The sequence below is a fragment of the Actinomadura parmotrematis genome (assembly GCF_019458805.1).
Classification (GTDB): Bacteria; Actinomycetota; Actinomycetes; order Streptosporangiales; family Streptosporangiaceae; genus Spirillospora; species Spirillospora parmotrematis.
The window spans coordinates 230,103-245,189 of record NZ_JAIBOA010000002.1 but is presented as its reverse complement, the minus strand read 5'-3'; the positions used below and the strand labels follow the sequence as shown (position 1 = coordinate 245,189).

The window sequence follows — 15,087 nt, the reverse complement described above, 5'->3', positions numbered from 1 at the left end:
GGCGGCTCCGCTGTATTCGGCCCCTCAGACGGTGGGGCGCTCCGACACCGGCGGGACGGCGCCCGCCGGGGCGGCCGGCTCCGGCTCGAACCCGCGCGCCAGCGCGATGATCACCAGCGCGAGCAGCGCCGGGACCAGGTAGGACGTCTGGTAGCTCGACAGCGGCTGCACGACCAGCACCACGACCGCGCCGACGACGAAGCCCACGTAGTTGAAGATGTTGACCCGCGCCACCGCGACGCCGAGGCCCGACGGGTCGGCCTTGCCGGCCGCCGAGAACGAGATCGGCGCGACGACGCAGAGGCCGAGGCCCGCGACGGCGAACCCGGCGATCGCGACGCCGGCGTTCGGGGCCAGCACCACCGCGAGCAGGCCGACCGCGCCGACCGCCGTCCCGATCCGCACGACGAGGGCGGCGCCGTAGCGGCGGACGCCGAAGTCGGCGACGGCGCGGCTCGCCACCATCGCGACCTGGTAGGCGGCGAGGCCGAGCGGCGCGACGTTCTTGGCGTCCAGGTCCTTGTCGAACATCAGCGTGCCGAAGTTCGACAGCATCGAGTCGGCGACGTAGAAGCACGCCATCGCCACCCCGATGATCAGCACCGGGCGCCAGGGCACCAGCTTGGCGGCGGCCTTCAGCGCCTCGCCCGCCAGCTGCACGCCCTCCTCGGACTTGCGGTACAGGCGCGTCCCGGCGGCCGCCGACACCGCGGCGCCGAGCACGGCGGGGATCGCGAACCCGACGGCCAGCGACTTCGCCAGGTCGCCCGGGAAGATGTACTCGTTGCTGAACCAGGCCCAGACGGCGCCGAGGCCCGCCGCGGCGCTCCAGACCGCGTGGAAGCCGGTCAGGATGCTGACGCCGTAGGCGCGCTCCGCCGCGACCGCCTGGGCGTTCATGGACGCGTCCACCATGCCGACGAACAGGCCGAACAGCACGATCGCCGCGTACAGGGGGAGGTTCGCCGACCCGGTGAGGCCGATCGCCAGGATCGTCAGGCAGACGAGCGGCTGGCTGATCCGCAGCACCACGCCGCTGCCGTAGCGGCCCATCAGCGGCGCGATCGCCGCGCTGCCGACGCCCGCGATGATCGGCACCAGCAGGACCAGCAGGTTGATCTGGTCGTCGGACATGTGGTGCGCGTCCCGGATCTGGTTGATCCGGCTGACCAGGGCGGAGAAACAGAGGCCCTGGACGGCGAAAACGGCGTAGCCGGCGAGGCGGGCCCGCTGGTCCCGCGCGCTGGCGCCCTGGTGCGGTCGGCCCGTCATGCGGAGCCCCTCTCTGGGCAGAACATGAAGAATATTCAGGTGAGGGTAGGCCCGGCCGGGGCGGCCGGTCAATGATGCCTCACCCGAGCGGGGGCCGTGAACCCGCTGGTCAGTCGGTGCGGTCAGTCGATGAGGCGGCGCCGCAGCCGGCGCACCGCGATCGTCCACATCCAGGCCGCGAACAGCGCCAGCGCCGCGGCGTGCCAGGCGTCGGGGGGCCGCCACGCCCCGAACGCCGCGTGCCGGACCAGCTCCACGCAGTGGTAGAGCGGGTTGGCCTGCGCCAGGTACCGCGCCCAGCCGGGCAGCCCGCTCGCCGGGAAGAACGTCCCGGCGACCAGGAACGCGGGCGTCACCACCCCGGTGATCACGTAGTCGAACGAGTTGATCGACGGGACGGCCGCCGCCGCCCACGTCCCGAACAGCCCGAAACCGGCCGCGGAGAGGAACGTCACCAGCGGCACCAGCAGCACCCACGGCGAGGGCCGCAGCCCGAAGAACAGCCCGACGACGACGGGCGTGCACGAGTACAGCGCCGCCTTCCCCGCGATCCACAGCGCCTCGCCGGCGACCAGCTCGTGCACGTCGACCGGCGCCGCGAGGAACGCGTCGTAGGTGTGCTGGTACACCCGCCGCGAGTAGCCCGAGAACATCGCCGGGAACACCGACGTGAACAGCGCCGCCGTCCCGACGACGCCCGTCGCCACGAAGTCCAGGTAGCGCATGCCGCCCGCCATCGCGACCAGCGACCCGAACCCGTAGCCGAACGCCAGCAGGAAGAACGTCGGCTCGGCCATGGACGCGAACGTCTGCGGCCGGTAGTAGCGCTTGAACAGCGCGATCTCGTGCCGCCAGACGCCCGCGAACGCCGCGGGCTCGAAGCGGCGCAGCGGCGCGGGCCGGTCCCGCGCGGTCCCGGCGGTGCTCAATCGACACGCTCCCCGGTCAGCAGCACGAACACGTCCTCCAGGTTGGCGGCCCGCGCGACGCCGTCGGGGCCGAGCTCGGCGGCGAGCGCCGGGCCGATCGTCTCGGCCTTCAGCACCGACACCGACGGGCCCGTCCGGCGCGTCGGCAGCCCCGCCGCGCGGGCCGTCCGCTCCACCGCGGCGAGCCGGTCCGGCGGCCCGTAGTGCTCGACCACCCGCTCCCCGGCGTGCTCGGCGACCAGCTCGGCCGGGCCGCCGAGCGCGATCACCCGCCCGTGCGAGACGAGCGCGCACGCGTCGGCGAGGCGCTCGGCCTCCTCGATGTAGTGCGTCGACATCAGCACCGTCGTGCCCGCCGCGCGCAGCCCCGCGATGAGCCCCCACAGCTCGGCCCGCACCTGCGGGTCCAGGCCGACCGTCGGCTCGTCCATGAGCAGCAGCGCCGGCCGGTGCACCAGCGCGCGGGCGATGAGCAGCCGCCGCCGCATCCCGCCCGACAGGTCGTCGACCCGCGTCGCCGGACGGTCCGCCAGGTGCGCGATCTCCAGCACCCGGTCGATCGCCGCCGCCCGCTCGGGCCGCGGCAGCCGGTACAGCCGGGCGAAGATCTCCAGGTTCTCCCGGACGGTCAGCTCCTCGTCCAGATCGTCCTGCTGCGGGACGACGCCCATCGCGGCCCGCGCCCGCTTGCCCTCGCGCGGCACCGCGAACCCCAGCACCTCGATCGTCCCGGCGTCGGCGATGGCCTGGGCGGTCAGCAGCCGCATCGTCGTCGACTTGCCCGCCCCGTTCGGCCCGAGCAGCCCGAAGCAGGACCCCGCCGGGACCTCCAGGTCCAGCCCGGCCACCGCGGTCAGCGCGCCGAACCGCTTCACCACGCCGCGCAGCGCGACCGCCGGGGGCGCCTGCCCGTCCGGCCGGTCGGTGCGCGCGGGCCGGACGGGACGTGGAAGCACCATGAACGTCACGATAGGAGCCCGATGTGGCGAATCCCACTGGTTTTCCGGTGGGCGCCGGGCCGCCCGTTACCCTGGGACCGTGGACACGCCGAGCCGCCCCCGCTCCCGCCCGTCCCGCGACCGCGGCACGAGCGTCCGGGACCTGCGGGCCTCCGACGCCGACCGCGAGCGCGTCGTCACCGTCCTCGGCGAGGCCCTCGCGGACGGCCGCCTCACCCTGGACGAGCACGGCGAGCGCAGCACCGCCGCCCTGTCCGCCCGCACCCTCGGCGAGCTCACCGGCCTCACCGCCGACCTCGGCCCCGAGGAGTCCCAGCCGATCCTCGTCGACGACCGGCCCGTCTCGGTCCTGTTCGGCCGCACCCGCCGCGAGGGCCGCTGGGTCGTCCCCGTCAAGCTGCCGCTGCTCGCCCTGTTCGGCACCGTCGAGCTCGACCTGCGCGAGGCCGTCCTGCAGCGCCGCCACATCGTCCTCGACACCATGATCGTCGGCGGCCGGGTGCGGCTGCTGGTCCCCGACGGCGTCCGCGTCGACGTCACCGGCCGCTCCATGCTGAGCACCCGCGAGCTCCGCCACCGCCCCGCCACCGACGGCCCCACCGTCGAGATCAGCGGCACCTTCCTGCTCGGTTCCGTCCAGGCCCGCGCCCCCAAGCGCACCCTGCGGCAACGCGTCCGCGGCCGCATCGGCCGGGGGCGCTGACCCGGACGGCGCCCGCCCGGACGGGCCTCAGACGGCCGAGTCGAAGTTGATCGCGCTGTAGGCGCGCAGCTTGTTCAGCTGGTGCTCGCTCGACACCGTCCGGATCGTGCCGCTGCGCGACCGCATCACCAGCGAGTTCGTCACCGCCGTGCCCTTGGCGTACCGGACGCCGTCCACCAGCTCGCCGTCGGTGATGCCGGTCGCGGCGAAGAAGCAGTCCTCCGACGTCACCAGGTCGTCGGTCGTCAGCACCCGGCCGAGGTCGTGGCCGGCGTCGACCGCCTTCTGCCGCTCCTCGTCGTCCTGCGGCCACAGCCGCCCCTGGATCGCCCCGCCCAGCGCCTTGATCGCGCAGGCCGCGATGATGCCCTCCGGCGTGCCGCCGATGCCGAGCAGCAGGTCCACGCCCGTCCCGGCCCGCGCCGCCATGATCGCGCCCGCCACGTCGCCGTCCAGGATGAACTTGATGCGCGCGCCCGCCTCCCGGACCTCCTTCACGATGCCCTCGTGCCGCGGCCGGTCCAGGATGCAGACGGTCACGTCCTCGACCGCCGACCCCTTCGCCTTCGCCACCGCCCGGATGTTCTCCGCGATCGGCCGCTCGATGTCGATCCTGCCGGCGGCGTCCGGGCCGGTGACCAGCTTCTCCATGTAGAACACCGCCGACGGGTCGTACATCGACCCGCGCGGCGCCACCGCCAGCACCGCGATCGCGTTGTTCATCCCGAGCGCGGTGAGGCGCGTCCCGTCCACCGGGTCCACCGCCACGTCGCACTCCGCGCCGCCGCCGTCCCCGACCTCCTCGCCGTTGTAGAGCATCGGCGCGTTGTCCTTCTCACCCTCGCCGATCACCACCACGCCCTGCATCGACACGGTGTTGATCAGCTGGCGCATGGCGTTGACGGCCGCGCCGTCCGCCCCGTTCTTGTCGCCCCGGCCGACCCAGCGGGCGGCCGCCATGGCGGCCGCCTCGGTGACCCTGACCAGCTCCATCGCCAGGTTTCGGTCCGGTGCGGACGGCTCGGGCACCAGCGAGGAGGAGACGGTCTGTGCGTCGGACATGCGAGGCGGCCCTTTCGATCGATGGCTCACTCGGAATTGTCCGGCCGCCCGGCCCGCCCGACAAATTGGACCAGACCAGAGCCGCCGCCCCGTCCCGGACGACCCGCCGGACGCGGGTTTTCCCGACCGGGCCGGTCCGGGGATCGTTCCCCGCGGGGCGGAGGGCGTAATCTCAGCATCCATGAGCAGCGACATCGACGTGCCCGCCGCGGACGGGACGTCCACGCCCCGCACCTCGGACCGCGGTGCCGCCACCCGCGGCGCCCTGCTGTCCGCCGCGCGGGACGTCTTCTGTGAGGCCGGCTTCGCCCAGGCCGCGGTGACCGACATCGTCGCCAAGGCCGGCGCCAGCGTCGGCAGCCTCTACCACCACTTCAACGGCAAGGCCGACCTGTACCTCACGCTGTTCGAGGAGTTCCAGGGGCGCCAGCAGGAACGCACCCGCGACGCCATCAACGCCGTCCGCGACGCCGGCGAGACCGACCCGATGCGCCAGTTCATCGCCGGCGCCGGCGCCTACCTCGACGGCTGCCTCGCCGAACGCGGCGTCGCCCGCCTGTTCATCTCCGGCGACGGGCCCCCCGGCTTCGACCGGGTGATGCGCCAGCGCCTCAACAAGTGGGCCCGCCGCAACGCCGCCCTCTTCCACACCGCCGACGGCGGCGTCGACGAGGCCCTCGTCGTCGTCCTCACCGGCGCCATGGCCGGCGCCGTCTCCGAGGTCTCGCTGAGCGACGACGAGGACGCCTCGCGCCGCCTCGCCGCCGACATGATGGCCATCATCGGGACGATCCGGAACCCCGGTTCGCAGCAGCCGTGACCGTGCGCGATCCTGGAGGGGTGAGCGACTCCACCCCGACCGGCGCCCCCTCCGACACCGCGGCACGCCCCGGCGGCCCCGCGCCGGAGGCGGCGCAGGCGCCGGACCGCATGTCCGGGCGCGGCGTCGTCTACGTGAAGCCCGGCGTCTACAAGCGGCTGACCACCGGGATGGGCGGCTTCGCCCTGGCGATGGGCGTCTGCCTCGCGCTCGTCGGCGTCGTCTTCCTGCTCTCCCCGCGCGAGCAGAAGGAGATCCTGCCGACCGTCGACTACACCAGCCAGCTCTGGGCGATGCGCAACCAGGCGCCTTTTACGCCGGTCGCCCCCGAGGGGCTGCCCGCCGGGTGGCGCCCCACCAGCTCGCGCCTGAACGGCCTCGGCGGGGACGGGCCGGTCGCCTGGCACCTCGGCTTCGTCACGCCGTCCGACCAGTACGCGGCGCTGGAGCAGAGCAACGAGAAGGCGTCCGCGTACGTCCCGCGGATGACCAACAACAAGAACCCCCTCGGCACCCAGGAGGTCGCGGGGGAGACCTGGACGAAGTACTACCGCAAGGACAAGAAGGCCAACTCGCTCGCCCGGACGCTGCCGAACGGCGTCAGCGTCGTGGTGACGGGCAACGCGCCCTACGACGAGCTGGCCGTCCTGGCCGCCGCCCTGAAGCCCCAGCCGAAGCAGGGCGCCTCCCTGGCCCCCGCGGCCCCGGCCGCCCCGGCCGCCCCGGCGGCCTCAACGCCCGCAAACTGACCCGGGCGGGTTATCCACAGGTTGGGAGAGCCCTCCCCAGGCGAGGCGGGGAACGCGCACGCTGGAGGTGTACGGTCCGCCCCCGGGCGGGCGGGGCGTAGTTCTGCAGGAGACGCGAACTAGAAAGGCGCGTCCTCGGGGGCCTCGCCGCCGGCGGTGGCCGCCATGGCGGCGGCCAGGCGGGCGCGGGCGCCCTCCAGCCACTCCTCGCACACCTCGGCGAGCTTCTCGCCGCGCTCCCACAGGCCGAGCGACTCCTCCAGGGTCAGCCCGCCGGCCTCCAGCCGCTTCACGACCGTGGTGAGCTCGTCGCGCGCCTGCTCGTACGTCATCTTCTCGTCGGCCACACCCTCACCCTACGGCTCCAGCGCCCCGGTCACGGTGACGGCGAGCCGCCCGTCGGCGAGCCGCACGACGAGCCGGTCGTCCACGCCGGCCTTGCCGGCCTCACGGACGACGGCGCCGTCCTCGGCCTGCACGATCGCGTAGCCGCGCTCCAGGGTGGCGGCGGGGGAGAGGGCGAGGAGCCGGGCGCGGGTGTGCGACAGCTCGTCGGCGGCGCGGTCCAGGCGGGCCGCCAGGGACCGGCGGGCGCGCTCGCGCAGCGCGTCGACCTGCTCGGCCTGGCGCTCGATCTCGCGGACCGGGTCGGCGAGGGCGGGGCGGGAGCGGACGGCCCGCAGCCAGGCGCGCTCGCGGTCCAGCCCGCCGGAGATGACGCGGCGGCCGCGGTCGCGGAGCTGGTGGACGAGCTGGAGCTGCTCGCGGACGTCGGGGACGACCTTCTTGGCGGCGTCGGTCGGGGTAGAGGCGCGCAGGTCGGCGACCAGGTCGAGGATCGGGGCGTCCTGCTCGTGGCCGATGGCGCTGACGACGGGCGTGCGGGCGGCGGCGACCGCGCGGACGAGGGCCTCGTCGGAGAAGGGCAGCAGGTCCTCCATGGCGCCGCCGCCGCGGGCGATGACGATGACCTCGATGGCGGGGTCGGCGTCGAGGCGGCGGAGCGCTTCCAGGACCTGCGGGACGGCCTGGTTGCCCTGGACGGCGGTGTTCTCGACCTGGAACTCGACGGCGGGCCAGCGGCGGCGGGCGTTCTCCAGGACGTCGTGCTCGGCGTCGGAGTCGCGGCCGCAGATCAGGCCGATGCGGCCGGGCAGGAACGGCAGCGGGCGCTTCCGCTCGGCGCGGAACAGGCCCTCGGCGGCGAGGACGCCGCGCAGGCGCTCCAAGCGGGCGAGGAGCTCGCCGACGCCGACGGGCTTCACCTCGATCGCGCTGAGGGAGAAGGAGCCGCGGTTGACCCAGAAGTCGGGCTTGCAGTGCACGACGACGCGGGCGCCGTCGGTGACGGCGGGCCCGGCGGCCTGGAAGACGGCGCGGGGGCCGACGACGCGGACCGACATGTTGGCGACGGGGTCGCGCAGCGTGAGGTAGACGGTGCCGCCGCGGGCGTTCAGCTCGGTGATCTGTCCTTCGACCCAGATGCGGCCGAGGCGCCCGATCCAGCCGCCGACCGCCTGGAGGACGGTGCGGACGGGGACCGGTGACTCGGCCGAGGTGTCCATCGCCATGCGGCCAGCCTAGGGCGTGGCCGGGGCCGGACCGCGGCATCCGCGCACGGTGCGGGGTCGTGGCACGTCGCGGGCGGGCGGGTCGTCCCGCCAGGATGGGGCGCGCGGGCCCGACTGGACTAATTAGCCCAACTAACTTAGACTGTCTAAGTAACGAGGAGACGACCGTGACCGAGACCGACCGCGAGCTCGCCGAGCAGCTGAACCGCCGCCTCCGCGACGTCGTCCTGCTGCTCCGCCGGCTCACCGCCGACCAGGCCATCACCAGCCAGCAGGCGTCGGTGCTCGGGTCGCTGGAGCACGGTCCGGCCCGGATGAGCGACCTGGCGGCCGAGCACGGCGTCCGGCTGCCGACCATGACCGCCCAGATCAACCGGCTGGAGCGGGACGGGCTGGTGGAGCGCGGCCGGGACGGCTCGGACGCCCGGGTCGTCACGGTGGAGATCACCCCCGCCGGCCGGGCGCAGCTGGTCAGCACCCGGGACCGGCGGATCGCGGTGCTCTCGGGGCGGATCGCCGCCCTGGAGCCGGACCAGCGCGCCGCGCTCATCGCCGCGCTGCCCGCGCTGGAGCGTCTCTTCGCGTCCCCGTGACCCGCTGAGAGGAAGGGCCCCATGCACGCCACCCCACCCGCGACCCCGCCCGCGACCGCCTCGGGCGGCGGGATCCTGCGGCAGCCGATGTCGGTCTGGGCGACCGCGTTCGCGGCCGTGGTCGCGTTCATGGGCATCGGGCTCGTCGACCCGATCCTGCCCGCGATCGCCGAGAACCTGCGCGCGACGCCGAACCAGGTGTCGCTGCTGTTCACCAGCTACTTCCTGATCACCGCGGTGGCGATGCTGGTGACGGGCTGGGTGTCCAGCCGGATCGGCGGCAAGCGCACCCTGATGATCGGCCTCGCGCTGGTGGTGCTGTTCGCCGCGCTCGCCGGCACCTCCGACACCGTCGGCGCCCTGGTCGGGTTCCGCGCCGGCTGGGGGCTCGGCAACGCGCTGTTCGTCGCGACCGCCCTCGCGGTCATCGTCGGCGCGGCGAGCGGCGGCGCCGAGTCCGCGATCATCCTGTACGAGGCGGCGCTCGGCCTCGGCATCTCGATGGGCCCGCTCGTCGGCGCCCTGCTCGGCGACCTGGACTGGCGCTACCCGTTCTTCGGGACGGCCGCGCTGATGGCGGTCGGCTTCCTGCTGATCACCACGCTGCTGAAGGCGCCGCCGAAGCCCGCCGTCCCGACCCCGCTGTCGGCGCCGATCCGGGCCCTCCGGCACGGCGGCCTGTCCACCACGGCCTTCACCGCGCTGTTCTACAACTACGCGTTCTTCACCGTCCTCGCGTTCACCCCGTTCGTCCTGGACATGGACGCGCACGGCATCGGCTTCGTGTTCTTCGGCTGGGGCGTCCTCGTCGCGCTGTCCTCGGTGTTCGCCGCGCCCGTCCTGCAGCGCCGCTTCGGGACGGTCCGGGTGATGCACGCCGGGCTCGTCCTGCTGGCGCTCTTCCAGCTCGGCATCGCCGTCTCCGGGCACGCCGGCATCGTCGCGTTCACGATCCTGTCGGGCGTCCCGATCGGCATGAACAACACCGCGTTCACCGAGGCGGCCATGGAGGTCTCCGACAACCCGCGGCCGGTCGCGTCGGCGGGCTATAACTTCGTCCGCTGGCTGGGCGGCGCCCTCGCCCCCTACATCGCCACGAAGGTCGCCGAGCACACCAACGACTCGATGCCCTACGTCATCGGCGCGGCCTGCTGCGCGGTGGCCGTCGCGATCCTCCTCGTCCGGCGCCGCCACCTGGCGCCCCTGGAGCGCGTCGACATCGACCACACCTTCCAGGAGTCACCCCTGCCCACCCAGGCATGACGCCGCGCCCGTCCGGCGCGGAAAGGCCCCCGACCGCTGGTCGGGGGCCTTTCCGCGTCGGCTCGGGTCAGTTGTGGCCGTTGAGCTTCAGGATGCGGTTCTCGTACATGCGGAGGACGTCGGGACGGGCCGCGTGCTTCTTCTCGTACTCGCGCAGCAGCTTCACCTGGTCGGCCGACAGGCCGCGCAGGCGGGCGCGGAGCTGCGGGATCGTCGCGGCGTCGTAGTCGGGCACCGGCAGCTCGGCGGCGAGCGCCGCGGCCTCGGCCGGGGCGGCGGGCTTCAGCTCGGGCTTCGGCTCGAACTCGGCCTCGGCGTCCTTCTGCGCGGGCGTCTCGGGCGCGGCCGGGTCGGGCTTCGGCAGCGACCCCGGCGTCGGCCGCGGCGCGGGCGCCGGGCGCGGCGCGGCGGCGGGCTTGCCGACGGAGATCTCCTTGCCGCCGGCCGCCGGCTCGGGCCGGGCGGCGGCGGGCTCCGGGCGGGGGCGCCGCACCGGCGCGGGCGCGGCGTCCTCCGCCTCGTCCTCGCCGCGGACGAGGCCGCCGACCTTGCCGAGGACCTGCGTCGCGGTGTGCTGGACGTCGGCGACGGCCCGGCCGATCACCGGCCGCACCCCGTCGCCCTCGGTGATCTCCTTGTAGTCCTTGGTGAGGCGGTCGCCGAGCAGCAGGGCGCGGCCCACACCGAACATGGCGAGGCGCACCGCGTACAGGGGGATGTCGCGGACCTGCTCGCCCACCGTTTCCTGCACCTGCTGCTTGAGGCGGCGTGGCGACTTCGTCATCGTCTTCCCTCTCCCTGCTGTGCTCCATCACTCCGGTGGGCTTCTCCAGCACCGTCTGTCAATCTTCACTCTGCCCCATGGGTGCGATACCGGTCACCCCGGGTTAATGGATTTTTGTCCAAAAGCCGGTGGAGTGGGTCACAGAGCGGGCTTCACCAGAGCTTCGGCGGACCCGGCTCACAGGCCGGGGTGCCCGCGGGGTGCGGCGGGAGTGACGCTCCGGACGGTGCGGCACGGCGGGGACGCCTCGTACCATGGGGGCCATGACCTCCACCGCCCAGCGCCGTGTCCTGCTCGCCAAGCCGCGTGGTTACTGCGCGGGCGTCGACCGCGCCGTCCAGACGGTCGAGATCGCCCTGGAGCGGTACGGGGCGCCGATCTACGTGCGCAAGCAGATCGTGCACAACGTGCACGTGGTGAAGACCCTGGAGGAGCGCGGCGCGATCTTCGTGGACGAGACCGAGGAGGTGCCCGCGGGCGCCATCGTGGTCTTCTCCGCGCACGGCGTCGCGCCCGTCGTGCACGAGGAGGCCCGCGGCCTGAACCTGCGGACGATCGACGCGACGTGCCCGCTGGTCACCAAGGTCCACAAGGAGGCGGTGCGGTTCGCCGCCGACGACTACGACATCCTGCTCATCGGCCACGAGGGCCACGAGGAGGTCATCGGCACGAGCGGCGAGGCGCCCGACCACATCCACCTGGTCGACGGCCCCGGCGACGTCGCGAACGTGACGGTCCGCGACCCCGAGCGCGTCGCCTGGCTGTCGCAGACGACGCTGTCGGTCGACGAGACCCTCGCCACGGTCAAGGCGCTGCGCGAGCGGTTCCCCAAGCTGATGGACCCGCCCTCCGACGACATCTGCTACGCCACCCAGAACCGGCAGACCGCGGTCAAGGAGATGGCCGCCCGCACCGAGCTCGTCATCGTCGTCGGGTCCACCAACTCCTCCAACTCGGTGCGCCTGGTCGAGGTCGCCAAGGAGCACGGCGCCGACGACGCCCACCTGGTCGACTACGCCGAGCAGATCGACGAGGCGTGGCTGGCCGGCGTCACCACCGTCGGCGTCACCAGCGGCGCGTCGGTGCCCGACGAGCTCGTGCAGGGCGTCCTCGCCTGGCTCGCCGAGCGCGGCTACGGCGACGTCGAGGAGATCGAGTCGGTGCAGGAGCGGATGCGGTTCGCGCTGCCGCACGAGCTGCGCAAGGACCTGCGCATCACCCCGGTCTAGCCGGCGGGACCGGCCGCGGCCCGCGCGCGGGCCGCGGCGTCAGTCGACGTCGCCGTGGTGGGGCAGGCGGCGCCCCTCGCGGGGCGCGGCCTCGTCCCAGCGCACCGGGTTCTGGTTCTCCTCCTCGGCGAACAGCCGCAGCCCCGACAGGCGCTCCCGCAGCTCGCGGGCCTGCGCGAACAGGCCGCGCGGCGCGGTGACCGCGACGACGAGGACGGTGCCGGCGAGCAGCCACGGCGCGCCCGCGCCGAGCCTCGTCACCAGGCCGAGCAGCACGCTGACGAGGACGTCGCCGCCGCCGGTCTCGGTGCACAGCACCCAGAGGACGGTGGCGGCGAGGAACACCGCCGGCGGGCTCACCGCGATCGTCAGCAGGTCCGGGCGGCGGGTGAGCAGCGCGGCGGCGCCGCAGCCCGCCACGAACACCAGGCCCGCCACGAGCGCGCCGCCGGTGAGGCCGCCGGCCGCGTCGCCGAGCACGGCCGCGGCGAACATGACGACGATGCCGCCCCGCCCGGTCAGCGTGACCGGGCCGCCGGTCCCGGCACCGGCGCCGGCCCGGCGACCGGCGGTCGTGCGCTCACGCACTGGCCCCTCCGAGGGTGGCGGCGCGCTGCGGGGCGCCTCGCCGACCTGTGTGCTCATTGCCACCTCTCACGCCGATCGATCTGATCAGGGATGGCCCGTCCGCCGAAACCTACCGGTTCGGTGGCGTCCGCCGGGGGAGGGCACGAGTCCGTTTGCGGCCGGTCGCCGTGATCGTGACCAAGATCGGGAGAAGCGGTGAGCTCGGCCGCCGACAGCGACCGGGCGCCCTCCTCGACCGGCGCGGGGCCCTCCAGCGGGCCCTCGACGACGCCGAGCTCGGTCAGCTTGCGGGCGCTGACCAGCACCCGCGTCTCCAGGGACCCGACGGCCCGGTTGTAGGACTTCACGGCGCCGGTGAGGGACCGGCCGAGCTCGTCGACGTGCCGGCCCATCGTGCCGAGCCGCTCGTAGAGCTCCCGGCCGAGGTCGAACACCGCGCGGGCGTTGCGCGACAGCGCCTCCTGCTGCCAGGCGTAGGACGCCGTCCGCAGCATCGTCACCAGCGTCGTCGGCGTCGCGAGGTGGACGCGGCGGCCCAGCGCGTACTCCAGCAGGCCCGGGTCGCGGTCGAGGGCGGGCGCGAGGAACGCCTCGCCGGGGATGAACAGCACCACGAACTCGGGGGCGGGGCTGAACGCCTGCCAGTACGACTTGGCGGCGAGGCCGTCGACGTGGGCGCGCAGGTGCCGGGCGTGCGCGTCGAGGCGGTCGCGCTCGGCGGCGGCGTCGTCGGTGCCGGCGGCCTCCAGGTAGGCGGCGAGCGACACCTTGGAGTCGACGACGATGTTCTTGCCGCCGGCGAGGCGGACGACGAGGTCGGGGCGGACGGTGCCGTCCTCGGTGGCGGCGCTCGCCTGCTCGTCGAAGTCGCAGTGGCGGGTCATCCCGGCGAGCTCGACGACGCGGCGGAGCTGCAGCTCGCCCCAGCGGCCGCGCGCCTCGGGCCGCTGCAGGGCCCGCACGAGGGTGCGGGTCTCGCGGTTCATCTCGTCGGCGCGCTGCCGGACGAAGTCGACCTGGCGGGCCAGCATCGCGTGCGACTCGCGGCGGCCGATCTCGACCTCGCGGAGCTGCTCCTCGACCTTGGCGAGGGTCTCGCGGAGCGGCGCGACGAGGTGCTCGACGGCCTGCTGGCGGCGGGCGAGCTCCCCGGCGGCCTCGACGCCGGCGGCCTTCAGCCGGGTGTCGGCGAGGTCCAGGAACCGCTGGTTGCTGGCGTCCAGGGCCTTGGCGGACAGGTTCTCGAAGTGCTCGGCCATCCGCTCCTCGGCGTAGCCGAGCTTCTCCTCGGCCGCGCGGGCCCGCGCGATCAGCGCGCCCTGGCGGCCCGTCGCGACGGCGTAGCCGACCACGGCGCCGAGGACGGCCCCGACGAGCAGGCCGGTGAGCAGCGCGGGATCCATCCGCTCATCGTGGCAGCGCGGCCCGGCGGCGCCGACGCGACGCGCCGGGACGCCCGCCCCGGCGGACAATTAGACTCCATGTGGAGTAAAGCCGCCCAAGCGAGGCGGACCCTTCCCGGCGCGAGGAGCGAGATGACGTCCGGCACCCGGCCTCCCCTGATCCGCACGGTCGCCTCCACCCCCGCCGAGCGGCGCGTCGTCCGCGCGCTCGCCCTGGAACCGGGCGGCCCGCCGACGCTGCGGGCCCGCGTCGCCGGCCGCGTCATCCGCGCCGTCGGCCGCTCGGCGTGGGAGTTCGGACCCGACACCGACGCCGGGCTGCTGCGCATCCAGCGCGCCACCGCGCTCCTCAGCCGTTTCCAGGCCGTGCCGCGCGGCGTCGCGATCGAGCCGCAGGACCTCGGGCCGGCGTCGGGGGAGTGGGTGCGGGCCGGCGCGCCCGACCCCGACAAGGCGTTCCTCTACCTGCACGGCGGCGGCTACTTCTTCGGCGGCCCGCGCCTCTACCGGCCGTTCAGCTGGCGGCTGTCGGCGGCCACCCGCCGGCCCGTCCTGATGCTGGACTACCGGCTCGCGCCCGCCCACACCCCCGCCGACGCCCTGGAGGACGCTCTCCGCGCCTACGACCTGCTGCTGGAGCGCCACGAGCCCGCGCGGATCGTCGTCGGCGGCGACTCGGCCGGCGGCCACCTCGCCCTCGCGCTGCTGCTCGCCCTCAAGGAGACCGGCCGGCCGCTGCCCGCCGCCGCGGTCTGCCTGTCCCCGTGGGTCGACATGCTCTGCGCCGCCGACTCCCACACCGCCAACGCCCGCACCGACTCGCTGATCCCCGCGGGCAAGCTCGCCGCGCTCGGCCGCCGCTTCGCCGAGGACAAGGAGGACAACGACCCGCTGTTCTCCCCGATGCGCGGCGACCTCACCGGCCTGCCGCCCATGCTGTTCGTCGCGAGCGGCACCGAGATCCTGCGCGACGAGACCCGCGACATCGCCGAGCGCGCGCGGCAGGCGGGCGTCCAGGCCGTCTACCAGGAGTGGGACGGGCTCGTGCACGTCTTCCCGGTGTTCTGCGACTACGTCCCCGAGGGCAAGGCGGCGTTCCGGCACATCGCCGAGTTCCTGCTGAGCGCCGGCGCCTGACGCCCGGACCCCGGCCGGGCACCCG

General features: G+C 74.4%; 16 protein-coding genes. 7 read left to right on the top strand and 9 right to left on the bottom strand.

The window, feature by feature from the left end; all coding sequences use genetic code 11:
* Positions 1-24 precede the first annotated feature (24 nt).
* The 3 genes from K1Y72_RS03965 to K1Y72_RS03955 all read right to left on the bottom strand — a co-directional run bounded on the left by K1Y72_RS03965 (position 25) and on the right by K1Y72_RS03955 (position 3,160).
* A complete protein-coding gene (locus K1Y72_RS03965; RefSeq protein WP_220163292.1) occupies positions 25-1,272 on the bottom strand; it encodes an MFS transporter in 1,248 nt (415 codons plus the stop codon).
* Positions 1,273-1,394: 122 nt separating this feature from the next.
* Positions 1,395-2,201 carry an ABC transporter permease gene (locus K1Y72_RS03960; RefSeq protein WP_220163290.1) on the bottom strand — a complete coding sequence of 269 codons (807 nt, stop codon included), beginning with the start codon at positions 2,199-2,201 and terminating at the stop codon, positions 1,395-1,397.
* The gene (locus K1Y72_RS03955) at positions 2,198-3,160 is read right to left on the bottom strand and encodes an ABC transporter ATP-binding protein (protein WP_220163288.1); all 963 of its coding nucleotides are present in this window, start codon (positions 3,158-3,160) and stop codon (positions 2,198-2,200) included. Before K1Y72_RS03955 ends, K1Y72_RS03960 begins: the two co-directional genes overlap by 4 nt.
* 79 nt (positions 3,161-3,239) lie before the next feature.
* Here K1Y72_RS03955 and K1Y72_RS03950 point away from each other — a divergent pair, with 79 nt between their 5' ends.
* Positions 3,240-3,863: a DUF1707 SHOCT-like domain-containing protein gene (locus K1Y72_RS03950; RefSeq protein ID WP_308286881.1), complete on the top strand. Its 624-nt coding sequence runs from the start codon at positions 3,240-3,242 to the stop codon at positions 3,861-3,863.
* A 27-nt stretch (positions 3,864-3,890) separates the two neighbouring features.
* On the opposite strand, the gene glpX is transcribed toward K1Y72_RS03950, so the two are convergent.
* A complete protein-coding gene (gene glpX / locus K1Y72_RS03945; protein WP_220163286.1) occupies positions 3,891-4,925 on the bottom strand; it encodes a class II fructose-bisphosphatase in 1,035 nt (344 codons plus the stop codon).
* 181 nt (positions 4,926-5,106) lie between these two features.
* On the opposite strand from glpX, the gene K1Y72_RS03940 reads away from it, so the two are divergent.
* Both K1Y72_RS03940 and K1Y72_RS03935 read left to right on the top strand, forming a co-directional pair.
* Positions 5,107-5,745 (top strand): TetR/AcrR family transcriptional regulator, encoded by a 639-nt coding sequence (locus K1Y72_RS03940; RefSeq protein ID WP_220163285.1) that lies wholly within the window; start codon positions 5,107-5,109, stop codon positions 5,743-5,745.
* A 20-nt stretch (positions 5,746-5,765) separates the two neighbouring features.
* Entirely contained in the window at positions 5,766-6,494 is a 729-nt protein-coding gene (locus K1Y72_RS03935) for a DUF4245 domain-containing protein (RefSeq protein WP_308286880.1), read from the top strand.
* Positions 6,495-6,613: 119 nt separating this feature from the next.
* Here K1Y72_RS03935 and K1Y72_RS03930 read toward each other — a convergent pair whose 3' ends face one another.
* Together K1Y72_RS03930 and xseA are read right to left on the bottom strand one after the other, a co-directional pair.
* A complete protein-coding gene (locus K1Y72_RS03930) occupies positions 6,614-6,826 on the bottom strand; it encodes an exodeoxyribonuclease VII small subunit (protein WP_220163626.1) in 213 nt (70 codons plus the stop codon).
* A 24-nt stretch (positions 6,827-6,850) separates the two neighbouring features.
* On the bottom strand, positions 6,851-8,065 hold the full coding sequence (gene xseA, locus K1Y72_RS03925) for an exodeoxyribonuclease VII large subunit (RefSeq protein ID WP_220163284.1): 1,215 nt from the start codon (positions 8,063-8,065) through the stop codon (positions 6,851-6,853).
* Between the two features lie 167 nt (positions 8,066-8,232).
* Here xseA and K1Y72_RS03920 point away from each other — a divergent pair, with 167 nt between their 5' ends.
* Entirely contained in the window at positions 8,233-8,658 is a 426-nt protein-coding gene (locus K1Y72_RS03920) for a MarR family winged helix-turn-helix transcriptional regulator (RefSeq protein ID WP_308286878.1), read from the top strand.
* Between the two features lie 21 nt (positions 8,659-8,679).
* The gene (locus K1Y72_RS03915; protein WP_220163282.1) at positions 8,680-9,921 is read left to right on the top strand and encodes an MFS transporter; all 1,242 of its coding nucleotides are present in this window, start codon (positions 8,680-8,682) and stop codon (positions 9,919-9,921) included.
* Between the two features lie 67 nt (positions 9,922-9,988).
* Here the strand turns inward: K1Y72_RS03915 and K1Y72_RS03910 are convergent, their stop codons facing one another.
* On the bottom strand, positions 9,989-10,705 hold the full coding sequence (locus K1Y72_RS03910) for a DUF8129 domain-containing protein (RefSeq protein ID WP_220163281.1): 717 nt from the start codon (positions 10,703-10,705) through the stop codon (positions 9,989-9,991).
* Positions 10,706-10,968: 263 nt separating this feature from the next.
* Between K1Y72_RS03910 and K1Y72_RS03905 the strand changes: the two genes are divergently transcribed.
* Positions 10,969-11,934, top strand: coding sequence for a 4-hydroxy-3-methylbut-2-enyl diphosphate reductase (locus tag K1Y72_RS03905; RefSeq protein ID WP_220163279.1), 966 nt, complete (start codon positions 10,969-10,971; stop codon positions 11,932-11,934).
* A gap of 39 nt (positions 11,935-11,973) precedes the next feature.
* On the opposite strand, the gene K1Y72_RS03900 is transcribed toward K1Y72_RS03905, so the two are convergent.
* Together K1Y72_RS03900 and K1Y72_RS03895 are read right to left on the bottom strand one after the other, a co-directional pair.
* Positions 11,974-12,522: a DUF6542 domain-containing protein gene (locus K1Y72_RS03900; protein WP_308286877.1), complete on the bottom strand. Its 549-nt coding sequence runs from the start codon at positions 12,520-12,522 to the stop codon at positions 11,974-11,976.
* A 53-nt stretch (positions 12,523-12,575) separates the two neighbouring features.
* The gene (locus tag K1Y72_RS03895; RefSeq protein ID WP_220163277.1) at positions 12,576-13,925 is read right to left on the bottom strand and encodes a DNA recombination protein RmuC; all 1,350 of its coding nucleotides are present in this window, start codon (positions 13,923-13,925) and stop codon (positions 12,576-12,578) included.
* A gap of 132 nt (positions 13,926-14,057) precedes the next feature.
* On the opposite strand from K1Y72_RS03895, the gene K1Y72_RS03890 reads away from it, so the two are divergent.
* Positions 14,058-15,062: an alpha/beta hydrolase gene (locus tag K1Y72_RS03890; RefSeq protein ID WP_220163275.1), complete on the top strand. Its 1,005-nt coding sequence runs from the start codon at positions 14,058-14,060 to the stop codon at positions 15,060-15,062.
* Positions 15,063-15,087: the final 25 nt, after the last annotated feature.

Coding starts and splice junctions, on each gene's coding strand:
- K1Y72_RS03965 (WP_220163292.1), bottom strand. CDS start 1,272: ATGACGGGCCGACCGCACCAGGGCGCCAGCGCGCGGGACCAGCGGGCC.
- K1Y72_RS03955 (WP_220163288.1), bottom strand. CDS start 3,160: ATGGTGCTTCCACGTCCCGTCCGGCCCGCGCGCACCGACCGGCCGGAC.
- glpX (WP_220163286.1), bottom strand. CDS start 4,925: ATGTCCGACGCACAGACCGTCTCCTCCTCGCTGGTGCCCGAGCCGTCC.
- K1Y72_RS03940 (WP_220163285.1), top strand. CDS start 5,107: ATGAGCAGCGACATCGACGTGCCCGCCGCGGACGGGACGTCCACGCCC.
- K1Y72_RS03930 (WP_220163626.1), bottom strand. CDS start 6,826: ATGACGTACGAGCAGGCGCGCGACGAGCTCACCACGGTCGTGAAGCGG.
- xseA (WP_220163284.1), bottom strand. CDS start 8,065: ATGGCGATGGACACCTCGGCCGAGTCACCGGTCCCCGTCCGCACCGTC.
- K1Y72_RS03915 (WP_220163282.1), top strand. CDS start 8,680: ATGCACGCCACCCCACCCGCGACCCCGCCCGCGACCGCCTCGGGCGGC.
- K1Y72_RS03910 (WP_220163281.1), bottom strand. CDS start 10,705: ATGACGAAGTCGCCACGCCGCCTCAAGCAGCAGGTGCAGGAAACGGTG.
- K1Y72_RS03905 (WP_220163279.1), top strand. CDS start 10,969: ATGACCTCCACCGCCCAGCGCCGTGTCCTGCTCGCCAAGCCGCGTGGT.
- K1Y72_RS03895 (WP_220163277.1), bottom strand. CDS start 13,925: ATGGATCCCGCGCTGCTCACCGGCCTGCTCGTCGGGGCCGTCCTCGGC.
- K1Y72_RS03890 (WP_220163275.1), top strand. CDS start 14,058: ATGACGTCCGGCACCCGGCCTCCCCTGATCCGCACGGTCGCCTCCACC.